9 protein-coding genes and 1 riboswitch are annotated in these 21,030 nt (G+C 68.2%); of the genes, 5 read left to right on the plus strand and 4 right to left on the minus strand.

The genetic code is table 11. The features are described 5' to 3' along the window. Positions 1-6: 6 nt before the first annotated feature. On the minus strand, positions 7-1,632 hold the full coding sequence (locus ASC94_RS06710; protein ID WP_056392579.1) for a serine hydrolase: 1,626 nt from the start codon (positions 1,630-1,632) through the stop codon (positions 7-9). Beyond that, complete coding sequence (locus ASC94_RS06715; protein WP_056392581.1) at positions 1,629-3,482, minus strand: M1 family metallopeptidase; 1,854 nt, start codon at positions 3,480-3,482, stop codon at positions 1,629-1,631. Before ASC94_RS06715 ends, ASC94_RS06710 begins: the two co-directional genes overlap by 4 nt. A gap of 86 nt (positions 3,483-3,568) precedes the next feature. Then, positions 3,569-3,741, plus strand: a riboswitch (yybP-ykoY riboswitch). Between the two features lie 27 nt (positions 3,742-3,768). Here ASC94_RS06715 and ASC94_RS06720 point away from each other — a divergent pair. Further along, a complete protein-coding gene (locus ASC94_RS06720; protein ID WP_056392583.1) occupies positions 3,769-4,344 on the plus strand; it encodes a TMEM165/GDT1 family protein in 576 nt (191 codons plus the stop codon). Positions 4,345-4,503: 159 nt separating this feature from the next. Here the strand turns inward: ASC94_RS06720 and ASC94_RS06725 are convergent, their stop codons facing one another. Further along, entirely contained in the window at positions 4,504-13,203 is an 8,700-nt protein-coding gene (locus ASC94_RS06725; protein ID WP_373888102.1) for a GH36-type glycosyl hydrolase domain-containing protein, read from the minus strand. Positions 13,204-13,445: 242 nt separating this feature from the next. Then, positions 13,446-15,551 (minus strand): aminotransferase class V-fold PLP-dependent enzyme, encoded by a 2,106-nt coding sequence (locus ASC94_RS06730; RefSeq protein ID WP_056392586.1) that lies wholly within the window; start codon positions 15,549-15,551, stop codon positions 13,446-13,448. 128 nt (positions 15,552-15,679) lie between these two features. On the opposite strand from ASC94_RS06730, the gene ASC94_RS06735 reads away from it, so the two are divergent. From ASC94_RS06735 to ASC94_RS06750, 4 genes are read left to right on the plus strand one after another with little or no spacing between them, the layout of a single operon-like run. Then, positions 15,680-16,165 carry an Lrp/AsnC family transcriptional regulator gene (locus ASC94_RS06735; protein ID WP_056392588.1) on the plus strand — a complete coding sequence of 162 codons (486 nt, stop codon included), beginning with the start codon at positions 15,680-15,682 and terminating at the stop codon, positions 16,163-16,165. Then, complete coding sequence (locus tag ASC94_RS06740; protein ID WP_056392591.1) at positions 16,162-17,313, plus strand: HPP family protein; 1,152 nt, start codon at positions 16,162-16,164, stop codon at positions 17,311-17,313. The genes ASC94_RS06735 and ASC94_RS06740 overlap by 4 nt, the downstream gene beginning before the upstream one ends. 32 nt (positions 17,314-17,345) lie before the next feature. Next, the gene (locus tag ASC94_RS06745) at positions 17,346-19,163 is read left to right on the plus strand and encodes a DUF885 family protein (protein ID WP_056392593.1); all 1,818 of its coding nucleotides are present in this window, start codon (positions 17,346-17,348) and stop codon (positions 19,161-19,163) included. A 20-nt stretch (positions 19,164-19,183) separates the two neighbouring features. Continuing rightward, a complete protein-coding gene (locus tag ASC94_RS06750) occupies positions 19,184-21,010 on the plus strand; it encodes a DUF885 family protein (RefSeq protein WP_056392595.1) in 1,827 nt (608 codons plus the stop codon). Positions 21,011-21,030 lie beyond the last annotated feature (20 nt).

Genomic DNA, 21,030 nt, shown 5'->3' on the forward strand with positions numbered 1-21,030 from the left:
CCCGCCCTACTTTTGCGGGACCGGGGTCAGGTTCAGGTCCTGGAAGTCGTAGCTGAAGTCTGTCTCTGCCGATACCGGTTTCATTTTCACGCGCTCGATGCTGCCGTCCGGGTTCAGCGCGAAGCTCACGTAGGCGTCCGCGTTGAAGTTGCGCTGGCGCCAGCGGACGATGAAACTGTCATGCTGGAAGTGTTCCAGCTCGCCCACCAGGTCCGGCGTTTTCGCAAAGCGCATCACCTGTTTCCGGCCTTCGCGCGTGATGGTGACCAGGCCATACCAGGGGTCCTGGTATTCGCCTTCGTAGGCCGCCAGGGGCAGCGAGGGCTGCGACCCGGCCGCGCGCGCCGACGAGGCCTTGCCCACTTTCGCCAGCTCTTCCTGGTGTTTGGCCTGCTCGTCGGCCGAGACGATGCCGATCCAGTCGGTGGCGGGCGCGTTCAGGTACTGGTCCAGCAGGCGCCACTGCAGCGCCGCCATGGAGCCGCTGTTCTCCGCGTTGGTGAGGATGGCGATGCCCAGCTTTTCTTCCGGCACCAGCAGCACACGCGAGTAGAAGCCTTGCAGCGCGCCGCCGTGCAGGGCAACCTTGCGGCCGCGGTAGTCGCGCAGCTGGAAGCCCAGGCCGTAGGCGGCGAAGTTCGGCCGCGTGGCCGCCAGCGGCGGCTTGGGCTCGGTGATCTTCATCGGCGTTTGCGCGGTCCACATTTCGCGCAGCTGCTTGTCGCTGACCAGCTGCCTGCCGTCCGGCGCCTTGCCGCCGTTCAGCAGCATGGTCATCCAGCGCGCCATGTCCTCGGCGCTGGTGTTGATGCCGACCGCGCCGGCGGCGTTCTCCACCGGCATGGGCTTGACCACGGTGGTGGTTTCGCCGACCTTGCTGTGCGGCGCGGCATAGTCCGCGCTCCTCAGCATCTCGGCCACGCTGGTGGTGCTGCCGTCCATGCCCAGCGGCGCCAGGATGCGCTCGCGCACCGCCTCGCCCCACGACTTGCCGGCCTTGCTGGCAATGATCTTGCCGGCCACGATGTAGAGCAGGTTGTCGTAGGCGTAGCTGTTGCGGAAGCTGGTGGCTGGCTTGAGATAGCGCAGGCGGTCGATGATCTCGTCGCTGGTGAAGGTGGTGGTCGGCCACCACATCAAGTCGCCCGCGCCCAGGCCAAGGCCGCTGCGGTGGGTCAGCAGGTCGCGCACGGTCATGGCGCCGGTGACGTAGGCGTCGTACATCTGGAAACCGGGCAGGTGTTTGGTGACGGGGTCGTCCCATTTCAGCTTGCCTTCGTCCACCAGCATGGCCAGCGCGGCGGCCGTGAAGGCCTTGGAATTGGACGCCACTTCAAACAGCGTGCGCCCCGTGACGGGGGCCGGCTCGCCGAGCCTGCGCACGCCGTAGCCTTTGGCGGCGACCACCTTGCCGTCCTTGACGATGGCGATGGCAATGCCCGGCACATCGAAGGTTTTCAGGACGCGGTTGACGTCCGCGTCCAGGTCGAAGGCGGCTTGCGGCGCGGCAGCCGCCGCCGATGCCGAGGCGGCTGCCAGCACCGGCGCCGCATCGGCGGAGGGGGCGGCCCAGGCGCCGGTGGCGCATGCCAGCAGCAGCGCGGCGGCCAGTCTGGTGCTCACTGCCTTCATTTCTTCTCCAGCAGCTTGTTGACCGCTTTCTGGGTATCCGGGTGGTAGCGCGGACGTGCTTCCTTGTACAGCGCCAGCGCCCAGTCGCGGTCGGCGGGGTTCTTCAGCAGCGCGGTGTAGAGCGGCACCACGAACTTCTTGCGGCCCACGCTCAGCAGGAAGCTTTTCAGCGGGGCGCGCACGTCGTAGCCGGCCTTCACGGACGCCAGGTAGAAGCGGAACGCCACCTCGTTATTGCCGCTCTTGGCCAGGCCGAACGCCTGGTCCAGTTCCTTGAGCTGGGCGGCGCCAGCCTTGCCGTCGATGTCGTTCAGGAAGTGCATCCACTCGATGGCGATCCAGTTCTTGGTGGCCAGGCTGGGGGTGGCCAGTTCGCCCTTCAGCCATGCGTCGCGCTGCGCGTCCAGCCCTGCCAGGCGCGGCGAGGTGACGCGCCTGGCACTGGCGGGCACGCCCGCGCCGTACAGCCATTCATCCAGCTCGGCCTGGGTCATCACCTCGGGGTGCTGGGCCAGCAGGTTTTTCTGCAGGTAGCTCACGAACTGCTCGGTGGTGGCAGACTGGAAGGCGTGCTGGTCGAACCAGCCGCGCAGGAAGGGATCGAACACGGCGCGGCCGGCGCGCTGCTCCAGCGTGTGCAGCAGCCAGGCGCCCTTCGGATAGGCCAGGCCTTCGTCGGTATAGGTGGCGGTGCCGGTGTCCGGGTCGCGCGTGATGAGCGCCTGCTTGGGAACCGGGATGTCCTTGAGCGACGCGAACAGCTCTTCCTGCTCCAGCTGCAGGCCCATCTCGGCCACTTCGGCGCCGTACAGGCTCTCGACAATGCGGGTGGTGACGTAGGTGGTGAAGCCTTCGTTCAGCCACCAGTGCTTCCACGAGGCGTTGGTGACCAGGTTGCCGGACCAGGAATGCGCCAGCTCGTGCGCGATCAGGTCCACCAGGCTGCGGTCGCCCGCGATCATGGTGGGCGTGAGGAAGGTCATGCGCGGGTTTTCCATGCCGCCGATGGGGAAGGACGGCGGCAGTACCAGCATGTCGTAACGCCCCCAGCGGTACGGGCCGTACAGCGACTCGGCGGCGTCGATCATCTTCTCGGTGTCGGCCAGCTCGTGGGCGGCTGCGTCGATGCGGGCCGGCTCGGCATACACGGCCGTGCGCGGGCCGAGATTGCGCACCTCGATTTCGCCGATGGCGATGGCCAGCAGGTAGGACGGGATCGGCTGCGGCATCTTGAACTTCCAGCCGCCCTGGCCGTTGGCCTTCTGGTCGTTCTCGGCGCTCATCACCACCCGCAGGCCGGACGGCGCATCCACCCGCGCGCTGTAGGTGAAACGCACGGCGGGCGTGTCCTGCACCGGCGCCCAGGAACGCGCGTCGATGGTTTCGGACTGGCTGAACATGAAGGGACGCTTGCCGGACATGGTCTGCTGCGGCGTCATCCACTGCAGGGCGGACGCGGTGGGCGCGGTGCGGTAGTACACGCGCACCTTCTCCGGCTGGTTCGCCAGCGCGATGCGCAGGGCCTGGCCCTTCTCGGCGTCGGGCTTGTCCATCATATAGGAGGCGGGCGCCCAGCGGCCGTTCGGCTGCAGCACCTGCACCTTGGCGATGCTGAGCTGGCGCGTGTCCAGCACCAGCGAGCGGGCCGACTTGTCGAGCCAGTTCAGGGTCAGTTCGGCATAGCCGCTCAGGGTCTTGCGGCCGAAGTCCGCTTTCAGGTCGAGATGCAGGTCCGTGGTGCGGACCTGGTCGTAGCGGGCGTAGCTGAGCGGGTCTTGCGCCATGGCGGCGGTCCCGGTCTGGGCCAGCAGCGCGCACAACAGCAAGCGCAGGGGGGTATGGTTTTGCATAGTCTTCTTTGGTTAAGAAAGGGCGCGGAGCAGAATAGCATAGAAGGGTTGGATTTTCAGTCTGCTATAATGCGCCCTGAACTTTAGGGAGTAGTCGGCTTCCGGCTCCCACCGGAAGAATCTGCGTCAACATAATCGGCCCGCAGGCCGTGGCGCAGATGGCAACAGCCGCGCGCATCATGCGCGTGCTGCACGCTTGACGAGACTATCGATCGAGGAGCGGCCGCGATGGGCCGGAGTCGCTCCTGGATCTTTGGTTAACGTCCGGCCCTGAAGACCTCATCACATGGAAGCTTTTCTTCTCTCCACCGGCATCGTTGCCCTCGCTGAAATCGGCGATAAAACCCAGCTGCTCGCATTTTGCCTGGCCGCGCAATTCCGCCGCCCCATCCCTATCGTGCTGGGCATCTTCACGGCCACGGTGGCCAACCACGCCTTCGCCGGCGCCGTGGGCAGCTTCATCACCGGCCTGATGGGGCCGGACGTGCTGCGCTGGGTACTGGGCCTGTCCTTCCTGGCCATGGCGGCCTGGATACTGGTGCCCGACGAGATCGACGAGGACGCGCAGCCGACCGCCAAGTACGGCGTGTTCGCGGCCACCGTGATCGCCTTCTTCCTGGCCGAGATGGGCGACAAGACGCAAATCGCCACCGTGGCCCTGGCGGCGCGCTTCGACAGCCTGCTGGCAGTGGTGGCCGGCACCACCTTCGGCATGATGCTGGCCAATGTGCCGGCGGTTTACCTGGGCAAGAGCGTGGCCACGAAAATCCCGCTCAAGCTGGTGCACGGGATTGCGGCGGCCATCTTTGCCGCGATCGGTATTGCCACCTTGCTGGGGGCGGGCGCGGGCCTGGGCGTTTGAGGCGGCTCTCGGCGGATCTCGGCGGATCTCGGCGGGTTACGCGCTGCGCGCTAACCCGCCCTACGCCCGACGCCCGACGCCATGCGCCCTGCCCCGCTGCACCGTAGGGCGGGTTAGGCGCAGCCGTAACCCGCCAAAGCCGGCCCGCTACGCCTCCGCCTAAGGCGCCAGCACCAGCGTGGCCGCGTGCGGCCGGCCGTCGTCCACCAGCTGGATGTCGGCGCCCGCCTGCAGGGCGCCGTCCACCGTCAGGCCGGCCGCGCCTTCGCGCTTGATCTCGATGGTGTACACGCTGGCGCCGTAACGGTAGCTCAGCGTATAGCCCGGCCACGCGGCGGGAATGCGCGGCGCCAGCGACAGTTTGTCCGCCGTGCGCGTGAGCCCCAGCAGGGACTCCAGTATCAGGCGGTACATCCAGCCCGATGAACCGGTGTACCAGCTCCACCCGCCGCGCCCCACGTGCGGCGATACCGCATACACGTCCGCCGTCACCACGTAGGGCTCCACCTTGTACACCGCGCTCGATTCGGCCGTGCTGCCGTGCTGCACCGGATTAATCATGCGCATCAGCTCCCACGCCTTCTCCACGTCGCCCATCTTGGCGAACGCCATCACGGTCCAGATGGCCGCATGCGTGTACTGGCCGCCGTTCTCGCGCACGCCCGGCACGTAGCCGCGGATGTAGCCGGGATTCAGGTCGGCCTTGTCGAACGGCGGATCGAGCAACTGGATCAGGCCGAAGTCGCGCCGCACCAGGCGCTGGTCAACCTGCGCCATGGCCCCGTGCACGCGCTCCTTGCTGGCCGCGCCCGACAGGATGCCCCAGCTCTGCGAAATGGAATCGATCTGGCATTCCTCGTTCTCGTGCGAGCCGAGCGGGGTGCCGTCGTCGAAATAGGCGCGGCGATACCACTGGCCGTCCCACGCGTTCTGCTCGACGTTGGCGGCCAGCTTGCGCGCCTCCTCGCGGCACTCGGCGCCGAAAGCGCCGTCGCCGCGCTGGTCGGCCACCTCGCCGAAGCGCTGCAGCACCTCGTACAGGAAGAAGGCCAGCCACACGCTTTCGCCCTTGCCCTCCTCGCCCACCTTGTCCATGCCGTCGTTCCAGTCGCAGGAGCCGATCAGCGGCAAGCCGTGGACGCCAAAGCGCAGGCCGTTGCGGATGGCGCGCACGCAGTGCTCGTACACGCTGCCGGTAACGGCCGAGCGGGTCGGCATGTCGTAGTAGGAATCCTCTTCCGGCTTGACCGGGCGGCCTTCTAGGAAGTGCACCACTTCATCCAGCACCGTCAGGTCGCCGGTGGTGGTGACGTAGCGCGCCACGCCCAGCGGCAGCCACAGGTAGTCGTCCGAGCAGTGCGTGCGCACGCCCCGGTCCGACGGCGGGTGCCACCAGTGCTGCACGTCCCCTTCCAGGAACTGGTGCGCGCAGCACAGCACGATATGGTCGCGCAGCAGCTGCGGTTCGGTGTGCACCATGGCCATGGCGTCCTGCAGCTGGTCGCGGAAGCCGAAGGCGCCGCCGGACTGGTAGTAGCCGCTGCGCGCCCACATGCGGCAGGCGATGGTCTGGTACATCAGCCAGCCGTTGGCGATCACGTCCAGCGACGCTTCCGGCGTGGCGATCTGCACCGCGCCCAAGGTCTTGTCCCAGTGCGCGCGCACCGCGGCCAGCGTGTCGCGCGCGGCCGCCTGGCCGCCGTGTTTCTGCACCAGGCTGGAGGCGTCGGCGTTGCGGCGCCCGCCCAGGCCGAGCAGGAACACGATCTCGCGCTCCTGGCCGGGCAGCAGGTCGAATGGCACCTGGATGGCGGCGCACGAGTCGAGTGCGGTGCCGACCTTGCCGGACAGGCGCACGCGGTGCAGCGCCTGCGGGTTGGCCAGGGTGCCGTTACGGCCCAGGAACTCGGTGCGGTCCGCCGTGATGGAGCGGGTGGCGGCGTCCGCGTTGAAGAAGGCCACGCGGCCCGAGAACTCGGTGTTGTACGGGTTGCGCGCGAACAGCGCGCCGCTGATCGGGTCCAGCTCGGTGATGATGTGCATGCCGGACTTGGAGCGCATGTCGCCCAGCACCCACTCGACATAGCCGGTGGCCGACAGCCGGCGCGGTATCTGCGAGTCGTTGCGCACCTTGAGCACGGTATAGCGCAGCGGCGCGTCCAGCGCCACGAAGGTGGTCAGCTCGGACGCGATGCCGGCCTCGGTATGCTCGAAGGTGCTGTAGCCGAAGCCGTGGCGGGTGACGTAGTCGCCGCTGCCGCGCGCCGGCAAGGCGGTGGGCGACCAGAAGCGGCCGCTCTGCTCGTCGCGCAGGTAGAACGCTTCGCCGCTGCCGTCAGACACCGGGTCGTTATGCCACGGCGTGAGGCGGAATTCGTGCGCGTTCTCCTGCCAGGTGTAGGCCTGCCCGCTTTCCGAAATGACGCTGCCGAACTGCGGGTTGGCCAGCACATTGGACCAGGGCGCGGGCGTGCGCTGCGCCTCGCTGGTGACGATCACGTACTCGCTGCCGTCGGCCGAGAAGCCGCCGATGCCGTTGGCCAGCTGCAGGCCCTGCGGCGTGTGCGTGTGCGGGCCGGCCTCGTCGTACTCGCCGCGCGGGTCCGCCATCAGCGGCGGCATGCGCAGCGGCGCCGTGCCGGGGCGCTTGATCTGCTCGGCCAGCGTGCCGCGCTGGTCGCTGATGATGACGCGCGCCACCGACTGCAGCAGGATGCGGTCCTCGGGCGCGATCTGCTCGCCCATGCGCACGAAAATGCCGCCCGGGCGGTCGATGGCCTGGGCGTCGATGCCGGACGCAATCAGGCCCATGATCTGATCCTGCAGCGCCTGCCGGTAGCCGGACAGGTCCTCGTACCAGATCACCAGGTCCACCGTGAGGCCCTTCAGGCGCCAGTAGGCGTGCGCCTGCACCATCTGGCGCGCCAGCTCGATGTTTGCCGGGTCGCGGATCTGCAGCAGCACAATCGGCAGGTCGCCGGAAATGGCATAGGCCCACAGGCCGGACTGGCCGCGCTGGTTCTTGCTCAGGATGCCGGCGTCCGCGCGCAGCACGGCGTTCGGGTAGATCACGCTGTTGGCCAGGCGGCCGTACAGCTGCGCGTCCGTTTCGCTGGCGTTGAGCTGGCGCAGCACCACCTGGCTGTGGGTCCAGGCCAGTTCGAACACGCGGTCGGCCAGGTGGCGGTCCTGGTATTTGTCGATCAGGTGCAGGGCCGATTCGCGGGTGTCCGTCATGCCGGTGACGATGTCGACCGTGGCCGATTCGTCCGGCTCCAGCACGATCTGGTAGCGGATCGAGACGATGGGATCCAGCACCGAACCTTCCGCGCCGCTCAGCGGGCCGGCTTCCTTCATGGCGCGCGGCGCCACGGCGGTGTTGCCGCGGCCGATGAAGCGCGCGCGGTCGGTTTCATAGGAGACGTTGCTGATGGCCGCGTCGTGCAGGGTCATCAGGTGCAGCATGTAGGGCATGTGCTCGCCCTTGCCGCGCGGGCGGCGCGTGCACAGGATGGCGGTCTCCTGCGGCAGGATCTCGGTCTGCACGAACAGCTTGGAGAAGGCCGGGTGCGCCGCGTCGGCCGGCGCCGGCGCCATCACCACTTCGGCGAAGCTGGTCACCTCGATGGTGCGGCGGCGCTCGGACTTGTTGGTGATGCGGGTGCGCCGCATTTCGATATCGTCTTCCGGCGACACCACGATCTCGGTGTACAGCTCCAGGTCGCGGTCGCTGCGCCGGAACTCGGCGCGGCCCTCGGAGAAGATCACCTCGTATTTGCGCGGCTCGGCCAGCGTGGGCTGGTAGGTGGTGGACCAGTAGGTGCCGTCGTCCAGGTCGCGCACGTAGCAGAAGTTGCCCCAGTTGTCGCGCGTGCTGTCCTCGCGCCAGCGGGTCACGGCCAGGTCGCGCCAGCGGCTGTAGCTGCCGCCGGCGCTGGTCACCATCACGTGGTAGCGGCCGTTCGACAGCAGCTGGGTTTCCGGCACCGGCGGGTTGGGCTGGTTCAGGATGCGCATCGGCTGCGCCTGGTCCTGCGCCACGGTGCGGATCGCGGCCTGCTCGGCGGTGTTGGAATAGAAGGCGCCGGCGCGCGGGCTGCGCTCCTGCAGCACCAGCAGGGTCGATTGCAGCAGCGGGTCGGCCTCGAAGCGGCGCTGCATCGGCCTGTCGTGCAGCAGATAGCTCAGCGACAGCAAGCCCATGCCCTGGTGGTGCACCATGAAGGAGCGGATCACCGCGTGCTGCTGGCCGCGCGGCAGGCGCGCCGGCGTGTAGTCGATCGCTTCGTAGAAGCCGTAGCGGCCCATGAAGCCCATGGTGGCCATTTTCTGCAGGTTGGCGCAGGACGCTTCCGGATGCACCATCAGCCCCATCATGCTGGCGTAGGGCGCCACCACCAGGTCGTCCGCCAGGCCGCGCTTCAGGCCCAGACCGGGCACGCCGAAGGCGCGGTACTGGTAGTTCAGCGCGGCGTCCACCGTGTTGTAGCCGGACTCGGAAATCCCCCACGGCACGCTGCGCTGCTTGCCGTAGTCGATCTGCGCGGCGATCACGGAATTGTAGGTCTGGTCCAGCAAGGTGCTGGGGTAGTTCGGCATCACCAGCAGCGGCATCAGGTACTCGAACATGGAGCCGCTCCAGGACAGCAGCACCGGCTTGCCGCCCAACATGCACAGCTGGCGGCCCAGCGCGAACCAGTGCTCCTGCGGCAGCTGGCCCTGGGCGATGGCCACGAAGCTGGCCAGCCGCACCTCGGAGGCCAGCAGGTCGTAATAGCTGGCATCGAGGCGGCGCTCGGTGACGTTGTAGCCGATGGCCAGCAAATTCGTGGTGGGGTTGAACAGGAAACCGTATTCCACCTGGGCGTAGTCCTGCGCCTGGCGCGCCAGCTCCTGCAATTGTTCCATGCGGCGGCGCGCGTGCGCGGCGCCCTGCGCCACCAGCCCGCCCAGCAGCTGCTGGCGTTCGCGCTCGCCCGGCGCCAGGTCGGACTGGGCGGACACGCCCTGCGTGCCTTGGGTGCCTTGGGCACCTTGGGCACCTTGGGCACCCTGTATCCCGTGCGGCATGGCGGCCAGTTCGCGCAGGGTGGGAATGCGCAGCAGGTTGGCGTCGAACACCTCGCCGGCCGTGATCCACGGCGCCAGCAGCAGCAGGTCGTCCAGCGCGGCCTTGCACTGCACGGCCAGCGCGGCGGCCCACGGCTGCACCGTGGCATCGGCCGGCTGGAACGCCGCGCTGGCGGCCACCGCCCGCTGCAGCCAGGCGTGCAGCTCGATCAGGTTGGCCGGATACAGGGGCCGCAGCGGCGCGATGTCCTTCTGCAGCTGGAGCAGTTCGTCCGGCACGTCGGCGCCGCCGCCGGGCACTTGTGCGGCCGCCTCCATCAGCACCAGGATGGAGGTGCCGATGCCGTCCACCACCTGCGGCGCCACGATGGGCTGGTCCGCCAGCTGCAGCAAGCCTTGCTGCAGGGTGAGCAGATGGCCCGCCAGGTTGCCGCTGTCCACCGTGGAGATATAGATGGGGTACAGCGGCTTCATGGTGAGCGTGTCGTACCAGTTGTAGAAGTGGCCCTGGTGGCGGTCCAGCCTGGCCATGGCGTCCAGCGTGCCGGCGGTGCGCACCACCAGCTGCGCGCCGCAGATGTAGCCGAAATCGTGCGCCGTGAGATTGGCCAGCAGCGCCATGCCGATATTGGTGGGCGAGGTGCGGTGGGCGATCACCTGCACCGGATGCTCCTGCATGTTATCGGGCGGCAGCCAGTTGTCTTCCGGGCCCACGAAGGTGTCGAAATAAGCCCAGGTCTTGCGCGCCAGCATATGCAGGAAGGTGTTCTGCTCCGCACTCAGCGCGGCTTGCTCGCGGCGCAGCGGCTGGCTGATCCACCATGCCACCACGGGCGCGCCCAGCCAGCCGGCCAGGAACAGCAGCGCGGGCCCGAAAGCGTCCGGACGCCAGGCCAGCAGGGCCACGCCGGCCACCAGCGCCAGCGTGGGCGAGGCCCACATGGTGCGCCAGTAGTCGGACAGTTCGTTGCCGCCGCGGCTGAGCGCCGAGGCGCGCCACTGCAGCAGCTTGCGCTTCGAGACCAGCGTGCGCCACATGGCGCGCGCGATGGCATCCAGGCCGAAGAAGGATTCGTAGGGCAGGAACACCAGCGTCAGCAGCGCGTGCGAGAATTGCATGCCGCTGCGGCGCGCAGTGGCGTTCACGTGCTGCGTCCACAGGGTGTCGCGCGGCTTGTGCGCCAGGTCGTACAGCGAGCTGGCCAGCGGCGGCACCAGGATCACGGCCAGCACGGCCAGGGTCCAGAACCACGGCTGGGGCAGCGCGCTCCATGCCAGCAGCAGCGACACCGTCAGCACCGGCGCCACCAGGCTGCGGCGCAGGTTGTCGAACAGCTTCCAGCGCGACAGGGCCGACAGCGGATTGCGCTCGCGCTGGCTGCCGCGCAGCGGCACCTTGCCCGCCACCCAGGACAGCAGCTGCCAGTCGCCGCGTATCCAGCGCTGGCGGCGGCTGATGTCGTCGCTGTAGCGGGCCGGGTACTGCTCGTAAAGCTGGGCGTCGCTCAGCAGGCCGGCGCGCAGGTAGCAGCCCTCCAGCAGGTCGTGGCTGAGGATGCGGTTGTCCGGCAGGCGCGCGCCGAGCACGCGCTCGAACACGTCCACGTCGTAGATGCCTTTGCCGATGAAGGAGCCTTCGTAGAACACGTCCTGATAGACGTCGGATACGGTGCGGGTGTAGGGGTCGATGCCGGGCTCGCCGCCGCACAGCTTCTCGTAGCGCGAGGCCTGCTCGCTGGGCAGGCTGACCGCCACGCGCGGCTGCAAGATGCCGTAGCCGTCGGTAACGCAGTTACGGCGCGGGTCGATCACCGGCCGGTTCAGCGGATGCTGCATGGTGGCCACGAACTGGCGCGCGGCGTCGCGCGGCAGCTGGGTGTCGGTGTCGAGCGTGATGACGTATTTGAAGGTTTCCAGGTCGCTGGTGTCGCCCACCACCAGTGCGAAGCGGTCGCGCGCGCCGCCGCGCAGGAAGCGGTTCAGGTCCTCCAGCTTGCCGCGCTTGCGTTCGCGCCCCATCCACGCGCTCTCGGACGCGTCCCACAGGCGCGGACGGTGCAGCAGCAGGAAGGGGCCGGCGGCCGCGTTGCCCTGCGGCCCGGCGGTGGGCGCGGCGCCGCGCGGCGTGGCGTCCGCACCGGCGGTATAGAGCGCATTGAGGCGGCGGATTTCTTCCTGCGCCTGCTGCAGCAGGGCGGCGTCGCCCGGCAGCACTTCCTCTTTCGCGTCGGGGAAGTCGGTCAGCAGGCAGAACCGCAGGTTGCTGTCGCGGTTGGCCAGGAAGCGCACTTCCAGCTGTTCGCACAGTTCCGCCACATTCTCCTTGCTGTAGATCAGGGTCGGCACCACCACCAGCGCGCGCGCGTCGGACGGGATGCCGTGCTTGTAGTCCATGCGCGGCAAGGGGTTGGGCCGCGTCAGCAGCGTGGCGAGCCAGTTCACCAGCGCCAGCGCCAGCTGGCTGCTGCACAGGAAAGCCAGCACGGCCAGCAGCGCCAGCTGCCAGCCCTGCACGCCCTGGTTGCCGGCGCGCTCCACCAGCAGGCCGGTGACCACCACCGTGATGGCGGCGATCGCGCCCAGGTAGGAGGTGAGCGGCGAGGCGCGCGTGGTGCGCTGCAGGGATGCCAGCGGCGGCAGGCGCACCCCGGCCTGCTGTTCCAGCGCCAGCGCGCCGCGCCCCACCAGGTAGTAGCCGATGTGGGCCTGGCGCGGATCGGCGCTGTCGCGCCGCGCGCTGGCCAGCTGCAGCGCCATCACGGCGATTTCCGATTCGCTGTGCGGCGAACGCTTGGCCAGCTTCTCGATCACGTGGCGGTACTGGTCGCGGGTGGAGAAGTCCATTTCGCCGTAGATGTCGGCCGGGTCCAGGCGCAGGGTCTGCTCCACCGCGCTCATGGTTTCGACGAACTCCTGCCAGTCCATGGTGCCGAGGAAGCGCAGGCTGCCGATGCTGTTGGCAATGGAAACCTGCTCCGCGGCCTGGTGCTGGATCTCGGTCTGGATCTGCTGTTCTATGGTCTGGCCCGATTCGGCCAGGCGGTGCGTGATCCAGGTCAGCGCCAGGGTCAGCGCGGCGCTCTGGCCCTGCAGGCGGCGCGCCAATTCGGCCACGAAGCCGCTGGTGATGGGCGGGTTGGAGCGCGCCATGTCGGCCACCAGCAGTATCAGGCCGCTGGGGTTCTTGTCGGCGGTCTCCATCATCTGGTCGGCCCAGCTGTTGGCCAGGTCGCGCTCGATGCGGTTCTCGGCCACGCGCGCGGCCACGCGGCGCAGGTTCTCGATCAGCGCCAGGCGCAGCATGATGGGAATGGCCCACAGTTCGCCCAGCTTGAGCGTGGACACTTCCTGGTAGGCGTCGACAAAGCGGCACAGGCTTTCGGGGTCGACCCGGCCGTCGCCGTGGGCGATGATTTCCAGCGCGATCTGGTACACGCGCGGCGTGCCGTCCGGCGCGCCTTTCGACAGGCGCGGCAGCTCCTTGCTGTAGTCCTTGGGCAGGTGGCGCCGCGCGATGCGGATCTGTTCTTCGATCAGGTAGGAGTTATCCAGCAGCCACTCGGAAGCCGGCGTGATCTGGCGCGCGTTCTTGACGGCGTCGGTCAGCTCGTCGCAGGTCTGGGCGATGACGCCGGCGTTCTCCGCCAGCCGCGCCAGCAGGCGGTCCGGGCCGCCGCGCTTGCTTAGTTCATGGGTCTCGGCCAGCGTCTTGCCGTGCGCCGCCATCTGTTGCGCGCTGAATAGCTCCGCACGCAGGGGGGAGTCGCCGTCGTGCGCTCCGTCCTGCAAAGCGCCGGTGCTGACTTCTCGGAAACCTATCGTCGCACTTGGCAACAGTATCGGATGTTCATTCAACTTGGACCTCGCAATCTACCCTGACAAGCATTGTCAAGTATGGTCCAAGCAATGTTACGCAGGCGCACGGCACGTGACGGTGCGCTGACGTACAGAAATACCTACACTCAGCAGTAGCGCTGGCGGAACGATGGGTTCCCTACATCAACTTCCGCGGCGCGCGGCGCGCGGTTTTGTCAGGCAGCGAGCGCCAGCGCGTGCGGCGCCGGGGCCTGCAGCGCCATGCCGCCGGCCAGGTCGTACGCCTGCGCGTAGCCGAGGCGGCGCAGGCATTGCGCGGCCCGGGTGCTGCGGTTGCCGCTGCGGCAGAAGAACACCAGCGGCACCGGCACGGACGCGTCCAGCCAGGCCGGGATCTGGCCGGCCAGCTGGCCCAGCGGCACGCTGAGGACGTTGCCTTCCAGCGGCGCGGGCACGCCCAGCAGATGCTCGTGGCTTTCGCGCACGTCGATCAGCACCGCGTCCGGATGGCGGCGCAGCAGTTCCTGCAGCGCCGCCGCGTCGAGATGCAGGTCGCCGTCCTGCGCCTGGCCTTGCGCCTGGTCCCCGCACGCGGCCTGATCTGCTTCCAGCGCCCGCAGCGTGCTGCAGAACGGCCGCCGCGCGTCGCTGGCGGCGCACAGCAAAGTGTCCGCATGCACCAGGCCCGCCACCTGCTGCGGCGCCAGTGTGCCGATGAAGGCGTGGCGCACGGCGGCCGGCAAGGCGCCGTGCGCGGCCTCGCCCAGCAGGTACACAGCCTGTTGGCTGTCCACCAGCACGCGGCGCAAGGCCAGGCCGCCCAGCGCCAGCAGCTCGCCGCCGCCATCGCCATTGCCATTGCCATCCTGCGGCCAGCCGAATGCGTCCGCGCCCGGCGCCACGTTCAGCGCGCGCGACAGCGTCGCCACGTCCGCCCCCGGCGAAGTGCCCAGCACGGCCCGCACGCGGTAGCCCAGGCCGCGCACGTGGGCGGCGATGCGCTCGGCGAATTCCGGCTGCGGATCGATCACCACGCAGCTGCGGCTGGCCGCGTCGTGCAGCAGCCAGCTGCACGCGCCGCCGCTGCCCAGCTGCAGCACGCCGTCCTGCGCCGGCAGGCTGCCGTCCGGCGCGATCAAGCCGCTGGCGCGCAACGCGGCGCCGCAGCGTTCAATGCGCTCGCAGGCGCGCGCGATGGACGCTTCGTCCGCCAGCGGCCCGAAGGACATGCGGATAGCGCTGGCGGCGCGCCAGTCCGGCACGCCCATGGCCTGCAGCACATAGCTGGGCGCCGCCTTGGCGGCCGAACACGCGCTGCCCGAGCTCACGCGCACGCCGGCCGCGTCGAAGACATCCATCAGCTCCTTGCTGGACAAGCCGGGCACGGAAAAATTGAGGGTGGTCGGCAGCGCGTGCTCGAAGGGGGCGTTGAACAGCACGCCCGGCAGCGCGCGGCGCAGGCTGGCCGCCAGGCGCTCGCGGAAGGCGCACAGCACGTCGTGCGGACGGAACACGCCGCCCTGCTCCAGCGCCGCCAGCACCGCGTCCAGCGCGGCCACGCCGGCCATGTTCTCGGTGCCCGAACGCTGCGCGCCCTCCTGCCCGCCGCCCACGATCAGCGGCGTAAACGGCGCGCCCTCGCGCACGTACAGCATGCCGATGCCCTTGGGCGCATACAGCTTGTGGCCCGAAAAAGGCGCGTAGTCGATACGGCTGCGCGCCAGGCGCAGGCGGAACTTGCCCAGCGCCTGGACGCAATCCACCATCCAATAGACGCTGCTGCCGGCCTCATCCAGCAGCGCTTCGATGCCGGCGATATCGGACAGCACGCCGGTTTCGTTATTGGCCGCCATGGTGCACAGCATGGCGGCTTGCGGCAGCAGGGCGCGCAGCGCCTGCAGGTCGTGCCGGCCTTCGCTGTCGACCGGCAGCTTGCTCAGGGTGAGATTCAGGCCCAGCAAACGGTTCCAGTGCGCCAGCGCTTCGGGCACCGCCTTGTGCTCGGTGGCGCCGTACACCAGCAAGGCGCCAATGGCCTCGCCGGCGTCGCGCCGCTCGCGCAGCGCACACAGCGCCGACAGCACGGCGGTCTGGATGCCCTCGGTGGCGCCGCTGTTGAACATCAGCCGGCCCTGTTCCACGCCCAGCAGGCGCACGGCGCGCTGGCGTGCGCCGTCCAGCAGCGCCCTGGCCCGCAGCCCGGTGGTGTGCGTGCTGCTGGGGTTGCCGTAGCAGTCTTCCATGGCGCGCACGGCGGCGGCGATGGCGGCGGGCAGGACGGGGCTGGTGGCGTTGCCGTCCAGGTAGATGTCGGAAGTCATGGATGAGGCCGTATGCGGATTTCTGATACTCAACAGCTTACGCACTGGGGCGGAATCATATATTCCAAAATCACACTCCAAAGGCGCATAATGCGGAATGTCTGTCCTATATTTTCCATTTTTTTAGAATGAACCAGCTAGACCGTTACGATTACGCCATCCTGGGCGCCCTGCAGCTGGACGGCACGCTGTCGATAGCCGACCTGGCGCAGAAGGTGGGCCTGTCCAGCACGCCGTGCTGGAAGCGCCTGAAACGGCTGGAGGAGGAAGGCTATATCGACAAGCGCGTGGCCATCGTCAACCGGCGCAAGGCCGGGCTGGGCGTGACCGTGTTCGTCAGCGTGCGCACCAGCCAGCACGACGAGAAATGGCTGGCGCGCTTCGCCGCCGCCGTGCAGGCGCTGCCCGAAGTGCAGGAATTCCACCGCATGAGCGGCGACATCGACTACCTGCTCAAGGTAGTCACCACCGACATCGAAGGCTATGACCGTTTCTACAAGAAACTGATCAAGGCCGTGCAGCTGACGGGCGTGTCGTCCGCTTTCTCCATGGAACAGATAAAATTCACGACTGAATTACCTCTGCACCTCGTTTCCCACGGATTGCCTACATGAATCTTTTAGCTTCCCTGCTGCCCGCGCCCAGCCACACCAGCTTCCGCGAGCGCGCCCGCGCCTGCAGCGGTGCCATCCTCGCGCTGCTCATCACCGGCCTGCTGTGCCGCTACCTGCTGCCCAATGAACCGTCGCACCTGTTCCTGGTCGGTCCCATGGGCGCCTCGGCGGTGCTGCTGTTCTGCCTGCCGGCCAGTCCGCTGGCCCAGCCCTGGTCCGTGATCGGCGGCAACGTGCTGTCCGGCCTGGTGGGCGCAGCCTGCGTGCGCTGGCTGGGCGACTCGGTGCCGGTGGCCGCGCTGGCCGTGGCGCTGGCTATCGGCGCCATGTTCGTGCTGCGCTGCCTGCACCCGCCCGGCGGCGCGGTGGCGCTGACGGTGGTGATGGGCGGCCCGGCCCTGCACGCGGCCGGCTTCGAGTTCCCGCTGGTGCCGGTGCTGATCAACTCCCTGATGATGGTGGCGGTGGCCATCCTGTACAACAATCTCACCGGCCGCCGCTATCCGCACCTGCAGCAGCCGGCGCACGCGAATCCGCACGCCACCCAGGACCCGGTTCCCACGCTGCGCCTGGGCTTCAAGCCGGAAGACCTGGACGCGGTGCTCAAGCAATACAACCAGGTCCTGGACGTGAGCCGCGACGACCTGGAGGAGATCTTCCTGAAAACCGAGATGCGCGCCTACCAGCGCCGCTTCGGCGTGATCTCCTGCGGCGACATCATGTCCAAGGACGTGGCGACGGCGGAATTCGGCACCGAACTGGAAAAGGCCTGGCACGACATGCGCGCCCACAAGGTGGCCGCGCTGCCGGTGCTGAACCGCGCGCGGCGCGTGATCGGCATCGTCACGCAGAGCGATTTCCTGGACCACAGCGGCCTGGACGACTACCGCAGCGTGACCCAGAAGCTGCGCCGCTTCCTGCGCCGCACCGGCGTGACGCACACCGAGAAAGCCGAAGTGGTGGGCCAGATCATGACCACCAGTCCGGCCACTGCCACACTGTCCACGCCCATCATCGACCTGGTGCCGCTGATGGCGGACGCCGGCTTCCACCATATCCCGGTGGTGGACGAGGAACAGCGCTTCGCCGGCATCGTCACCCAGTCCGACCTGGTGGCGGCGCTGTACGAATCGCGCCTGGCCAACTAAAGACCCTTCCCTTCCACGACAGGAAACGCCGCATGAAACTCCGCACCAAGCCCGCCGCACTGGCTATCGCCATGCTGCTCGCCGGGGCGCCGCTGGCCCACAACGCCAGCGCTGCCGCCAATGCCGCCAATGCCGCCGCCGCCAGATCCGCAGCGCCCGCGCAGAAACGCCTGCTGGCCCTGGCCGGCGAATACTACGAAGCCGTGGCGCGCTTCGACCCCATGGCGGCCACCGCCAGCGGCAACAACCGCTACGACGACCAGCTCGGCCTCACCATCTCACCGCAGCGGCGCGCGCAGCAGTTCGCGCTGTACCGGCAGTACGCCAGGCGCCTGCACGCCATCCCGCGCTCGCAACTGGGGCGTGAAGACCGCATCAGCTACGACATCCTGGACTTCGAACTGAAGTCGCTGCTGTCGCTGGCGCCCTTCCCCGACCACCTGCTGCCGCTGGAGCAGATGAGCAGCATGCCGGTGATGCTGGCCAACCTGGCCAGCGGCGAAGGGCCCCAGCCTATCGGCACCGTGAAGGAATACGAGGCCTACCTGAGCCGCCTGCAGCAGCTGCCGGGCTGGATAGACCAGGCCATCGTCAATATGCGCGAAGGCATGCGCAAGGGCGTAGTGCAGCCGAAGGCGCTGATGGCCTCACTGCTGCCGCAGCTGAAATCGCTGGCCGCCGCCAGCGCGGACAGCAGCGCCTACGCAGCGCCGCTGAAGAAGCTGCCCGGAGCCGCCTTCGCCGACGCCGACAAGCAGCGCCTGGCGGCTGCCTACCGCGACACCGTCGGTACCAAGGTGCTGCCGGCGCTGGCGCGCCTGGCCGCCTTCGTCGAAAACGACTACCTGCCGGCCTGCCGCGACACGGCAGGCTACGGCGCGCTGCCGAACGGCGCGGCTTGGTATCAGGCTTACGTGGCGCTACAGACCACCACCGCGCTCAAGCCGGACGAGGTGCACGCCATCGGCCTGCAGGAAGTGGCGCGTATCCAGCAGCAAATGCAAGCCGTGGGCGAAAAGCTCGGCTACACCGGCCCGGCCGCCGGCCTGCCGCTGTGGGTATCGAAGCAGCCCCGGTTCTTCCCCTTCAAGACCGACGCCGAAGTGCAGGCGGTGTTCCACAAGCTGAACGCCCTGCTCGACACCAGGCTGCCGGCCATGTTCTCCGTGCTGCCGAAGGCCAGGCTGGACCTGCAGCTGGAGCCCGAGCTGACGCGCGCCACCGCCGCCAACCACTACACAGCACCTTCCATCGACGGCAGCCGCCCCGGCGTGTTCTGGTCGGTGGTGAACGACCCCGCCAAATACAACGCCACCGGCATGACCACGCTGTATCTGCACGAGGGCAAACCGGGCCACCACTTCCACCTGGCGCGCATGCCGGAACTGGCCATGCCGGACTTCCGCAAATTCGGCGGCAACAACGCCTATACCGAGGGCTGGGCGCTGTACGCGGAATCGCTGGGCAACGAGATGGGCGTGTTCGACGATCCTGCGCAGTACTTCGGCCACCTGAACGCCGCGCTGTTCCGCGCTGCGCGCCTGGTGGTGGACACCGGCCTGCATGCGAAGGGCTGGACCCGCGAACAGGCCATCGCCTACATGCGCGACACGCTGGGCTTCGAGGGCCGCGCCAAGAGCGAGACGGAGCGCTACATGGCCTGGCCCGGCCAGGCGCTGGGCTACAAGATCGGCCAACTGCGCATCAGCGCGCTGCGCGAGCGCGCCGAGCGCGCGCTGGGCCCGAAATTCAGCCTGCCCGCCTTCCACGAAGTGGTACTGGGCGATGGCACCGTGCCACTCAGCCTGCTGGAAGCCAAGGTCGATCAATGGATCGCCGAGACCAAATAAACTACCCGAACAGGAACACCATGAAACACCGCATCAGCCTGGCCTCTATGGCCACCATGGCCACTATGGCCACCATGGCCGCCGCCGTCGCCCTGGCCTGCGCGCCAGCCCATGCCGCCCATGCCGCTGCCGGCAAGCCGCCCGCCGTCAGCGCGCCGGCCGCCAAGCAGCAGTTCAGCACCCTGGCCGACGACTACTACGCCGCGCTGGCGCGCTACGAGCCGGTGAACGCCACCCAGAACGGCGACAACCGCTTCGACGACCAGATCGGCATGAGCATTGCGCCCGCGGTGCGCGCCAAACAGTTCGCGCTGTACCACGCCTACCAGAAACGCCTGAAAGCCATCGCACGCGCGCAGCTGGACCGCAGCGACCGCATTCACTATGACGTGCTGGCCTTCGAGCTGAAAACCCTGCTGTCGTTCGAGCCGTTCCCCGAGCATCTGCTGCCGCTGAACCAGATGGACAGCATGCCGGTCACGCTGGCCAATTTTGCCGGCGGCGAAGCGTCGCAGCCCATCGGCACGGTCAAGCAATACGAGGCCTACCTGAGCCGCCTGACGCAGCTGCCCGCGTGGATAGACCAGGCCATTGCCAATATGCGCGAAGGCATGGCCAGGCGCGTGGTGCTGCCGAAGGCGCTGGTGCAGTCGGCCCTGCCGCAGTTCAAGAAGCTGCCGAGCGCCACGCCGGAAGCGAGCATCTACTACGCCTCCATCAACAAGCTGCCGGCCTCCTTCTCCGACGCGGACAAGCAGCGCCTGACCGCCGCCTACAAAGACGCCATCGTCAAGCTCAATCCCGCACTGGAGCGGCTGGCACAGTTCATGGAAGCCGACTACCTGCCGGCCGCGCGCGACAGCGCCGGCTGGGGCGCTCTGCCGCAGGGCCGGGAGTGGTACCTGGCGGCGGTGGCCTCATCCACCACCACGTCCATGCAGCCGGAGCAGATCCACGCCATCGGCCTGAAGGAAGTGGCGCGCATCCAGCAGCAGTTCGCCGTGCTGGGCCCCAAGCTGGGCTACAACGGCCCGGCCGCCGGCTTGCCGGTGTGGGTGTCCGAACAGCCGAAGTTCTACCCGTTCAAAACGGAAGACGAAGTGCAGGCCGTGTACCGCAAGCTGAACGACCTGCTGGACACCAAGCTGCCCGCCATGTTCACGCTGGTGCCGAAGGCCAGGCTGGACCTGCGCCTGGAGCCTGAGCTGAGCCGCGCCACCGCCGCCGACCACTACACCGCCCCGGCCGGCGACGGTTCGCGCCCGGGCGTGTTCTGGTCGGTGGTGAACGACCCGGCCAAGTACGGCAGCACGGGCATGAACACGCTGTTCCTGCACGAGGGCAAACCGGGCCACCACTTCCATATCGCACTGACGCAGGAGCTGGACCAGCCGCTGTTCCGGAAATACGGCGGCAACAACGCCTTTACTGAAGGCTGGGCGCTGTACGCGGAAACGCTGGGCAAGGAGATGGGCCTGTTCGACGACCCGGCGCAGTACTTCGGCCACCTGAACGACGAGCTGCTGCGCGCCACCCGCCTGGTGGTGGACACCGGCCTGCACGCCAAGGGCTGGACCCGCGAGCAGACCATCCAGTACATGCGCGACACGCTGGGCTACGACGCCGTGGCCAAGAGCGAAACCGAGCGCTACATGGCGTGGCCGGGGCAGGCCCTGGGCTACAAGATCGGTTCCCTGAAGATCGTGGAACTGCGCCAGCGCGCGCAGAAGGCGCTGGGCCCGAAATTCAGCCTGCCGGCATTCCACGAGATCGTGCTGGGCGACGGCACCGTGCCACTCAGCCTGCTGGAAGCGAAGGTGGACCGCTGGATCGCCGACACGAAGTAGGCGCCATGGCGGGTTACGCA

It is taken from the genome of Massilia sp. Root418, assembly GCF_001425265.1.
GTDB lineage: Bacteria > Pseudomonadota > Gammaproteobacteria > Burkholderiales > Burkholderiaceae_D > Rugamonas.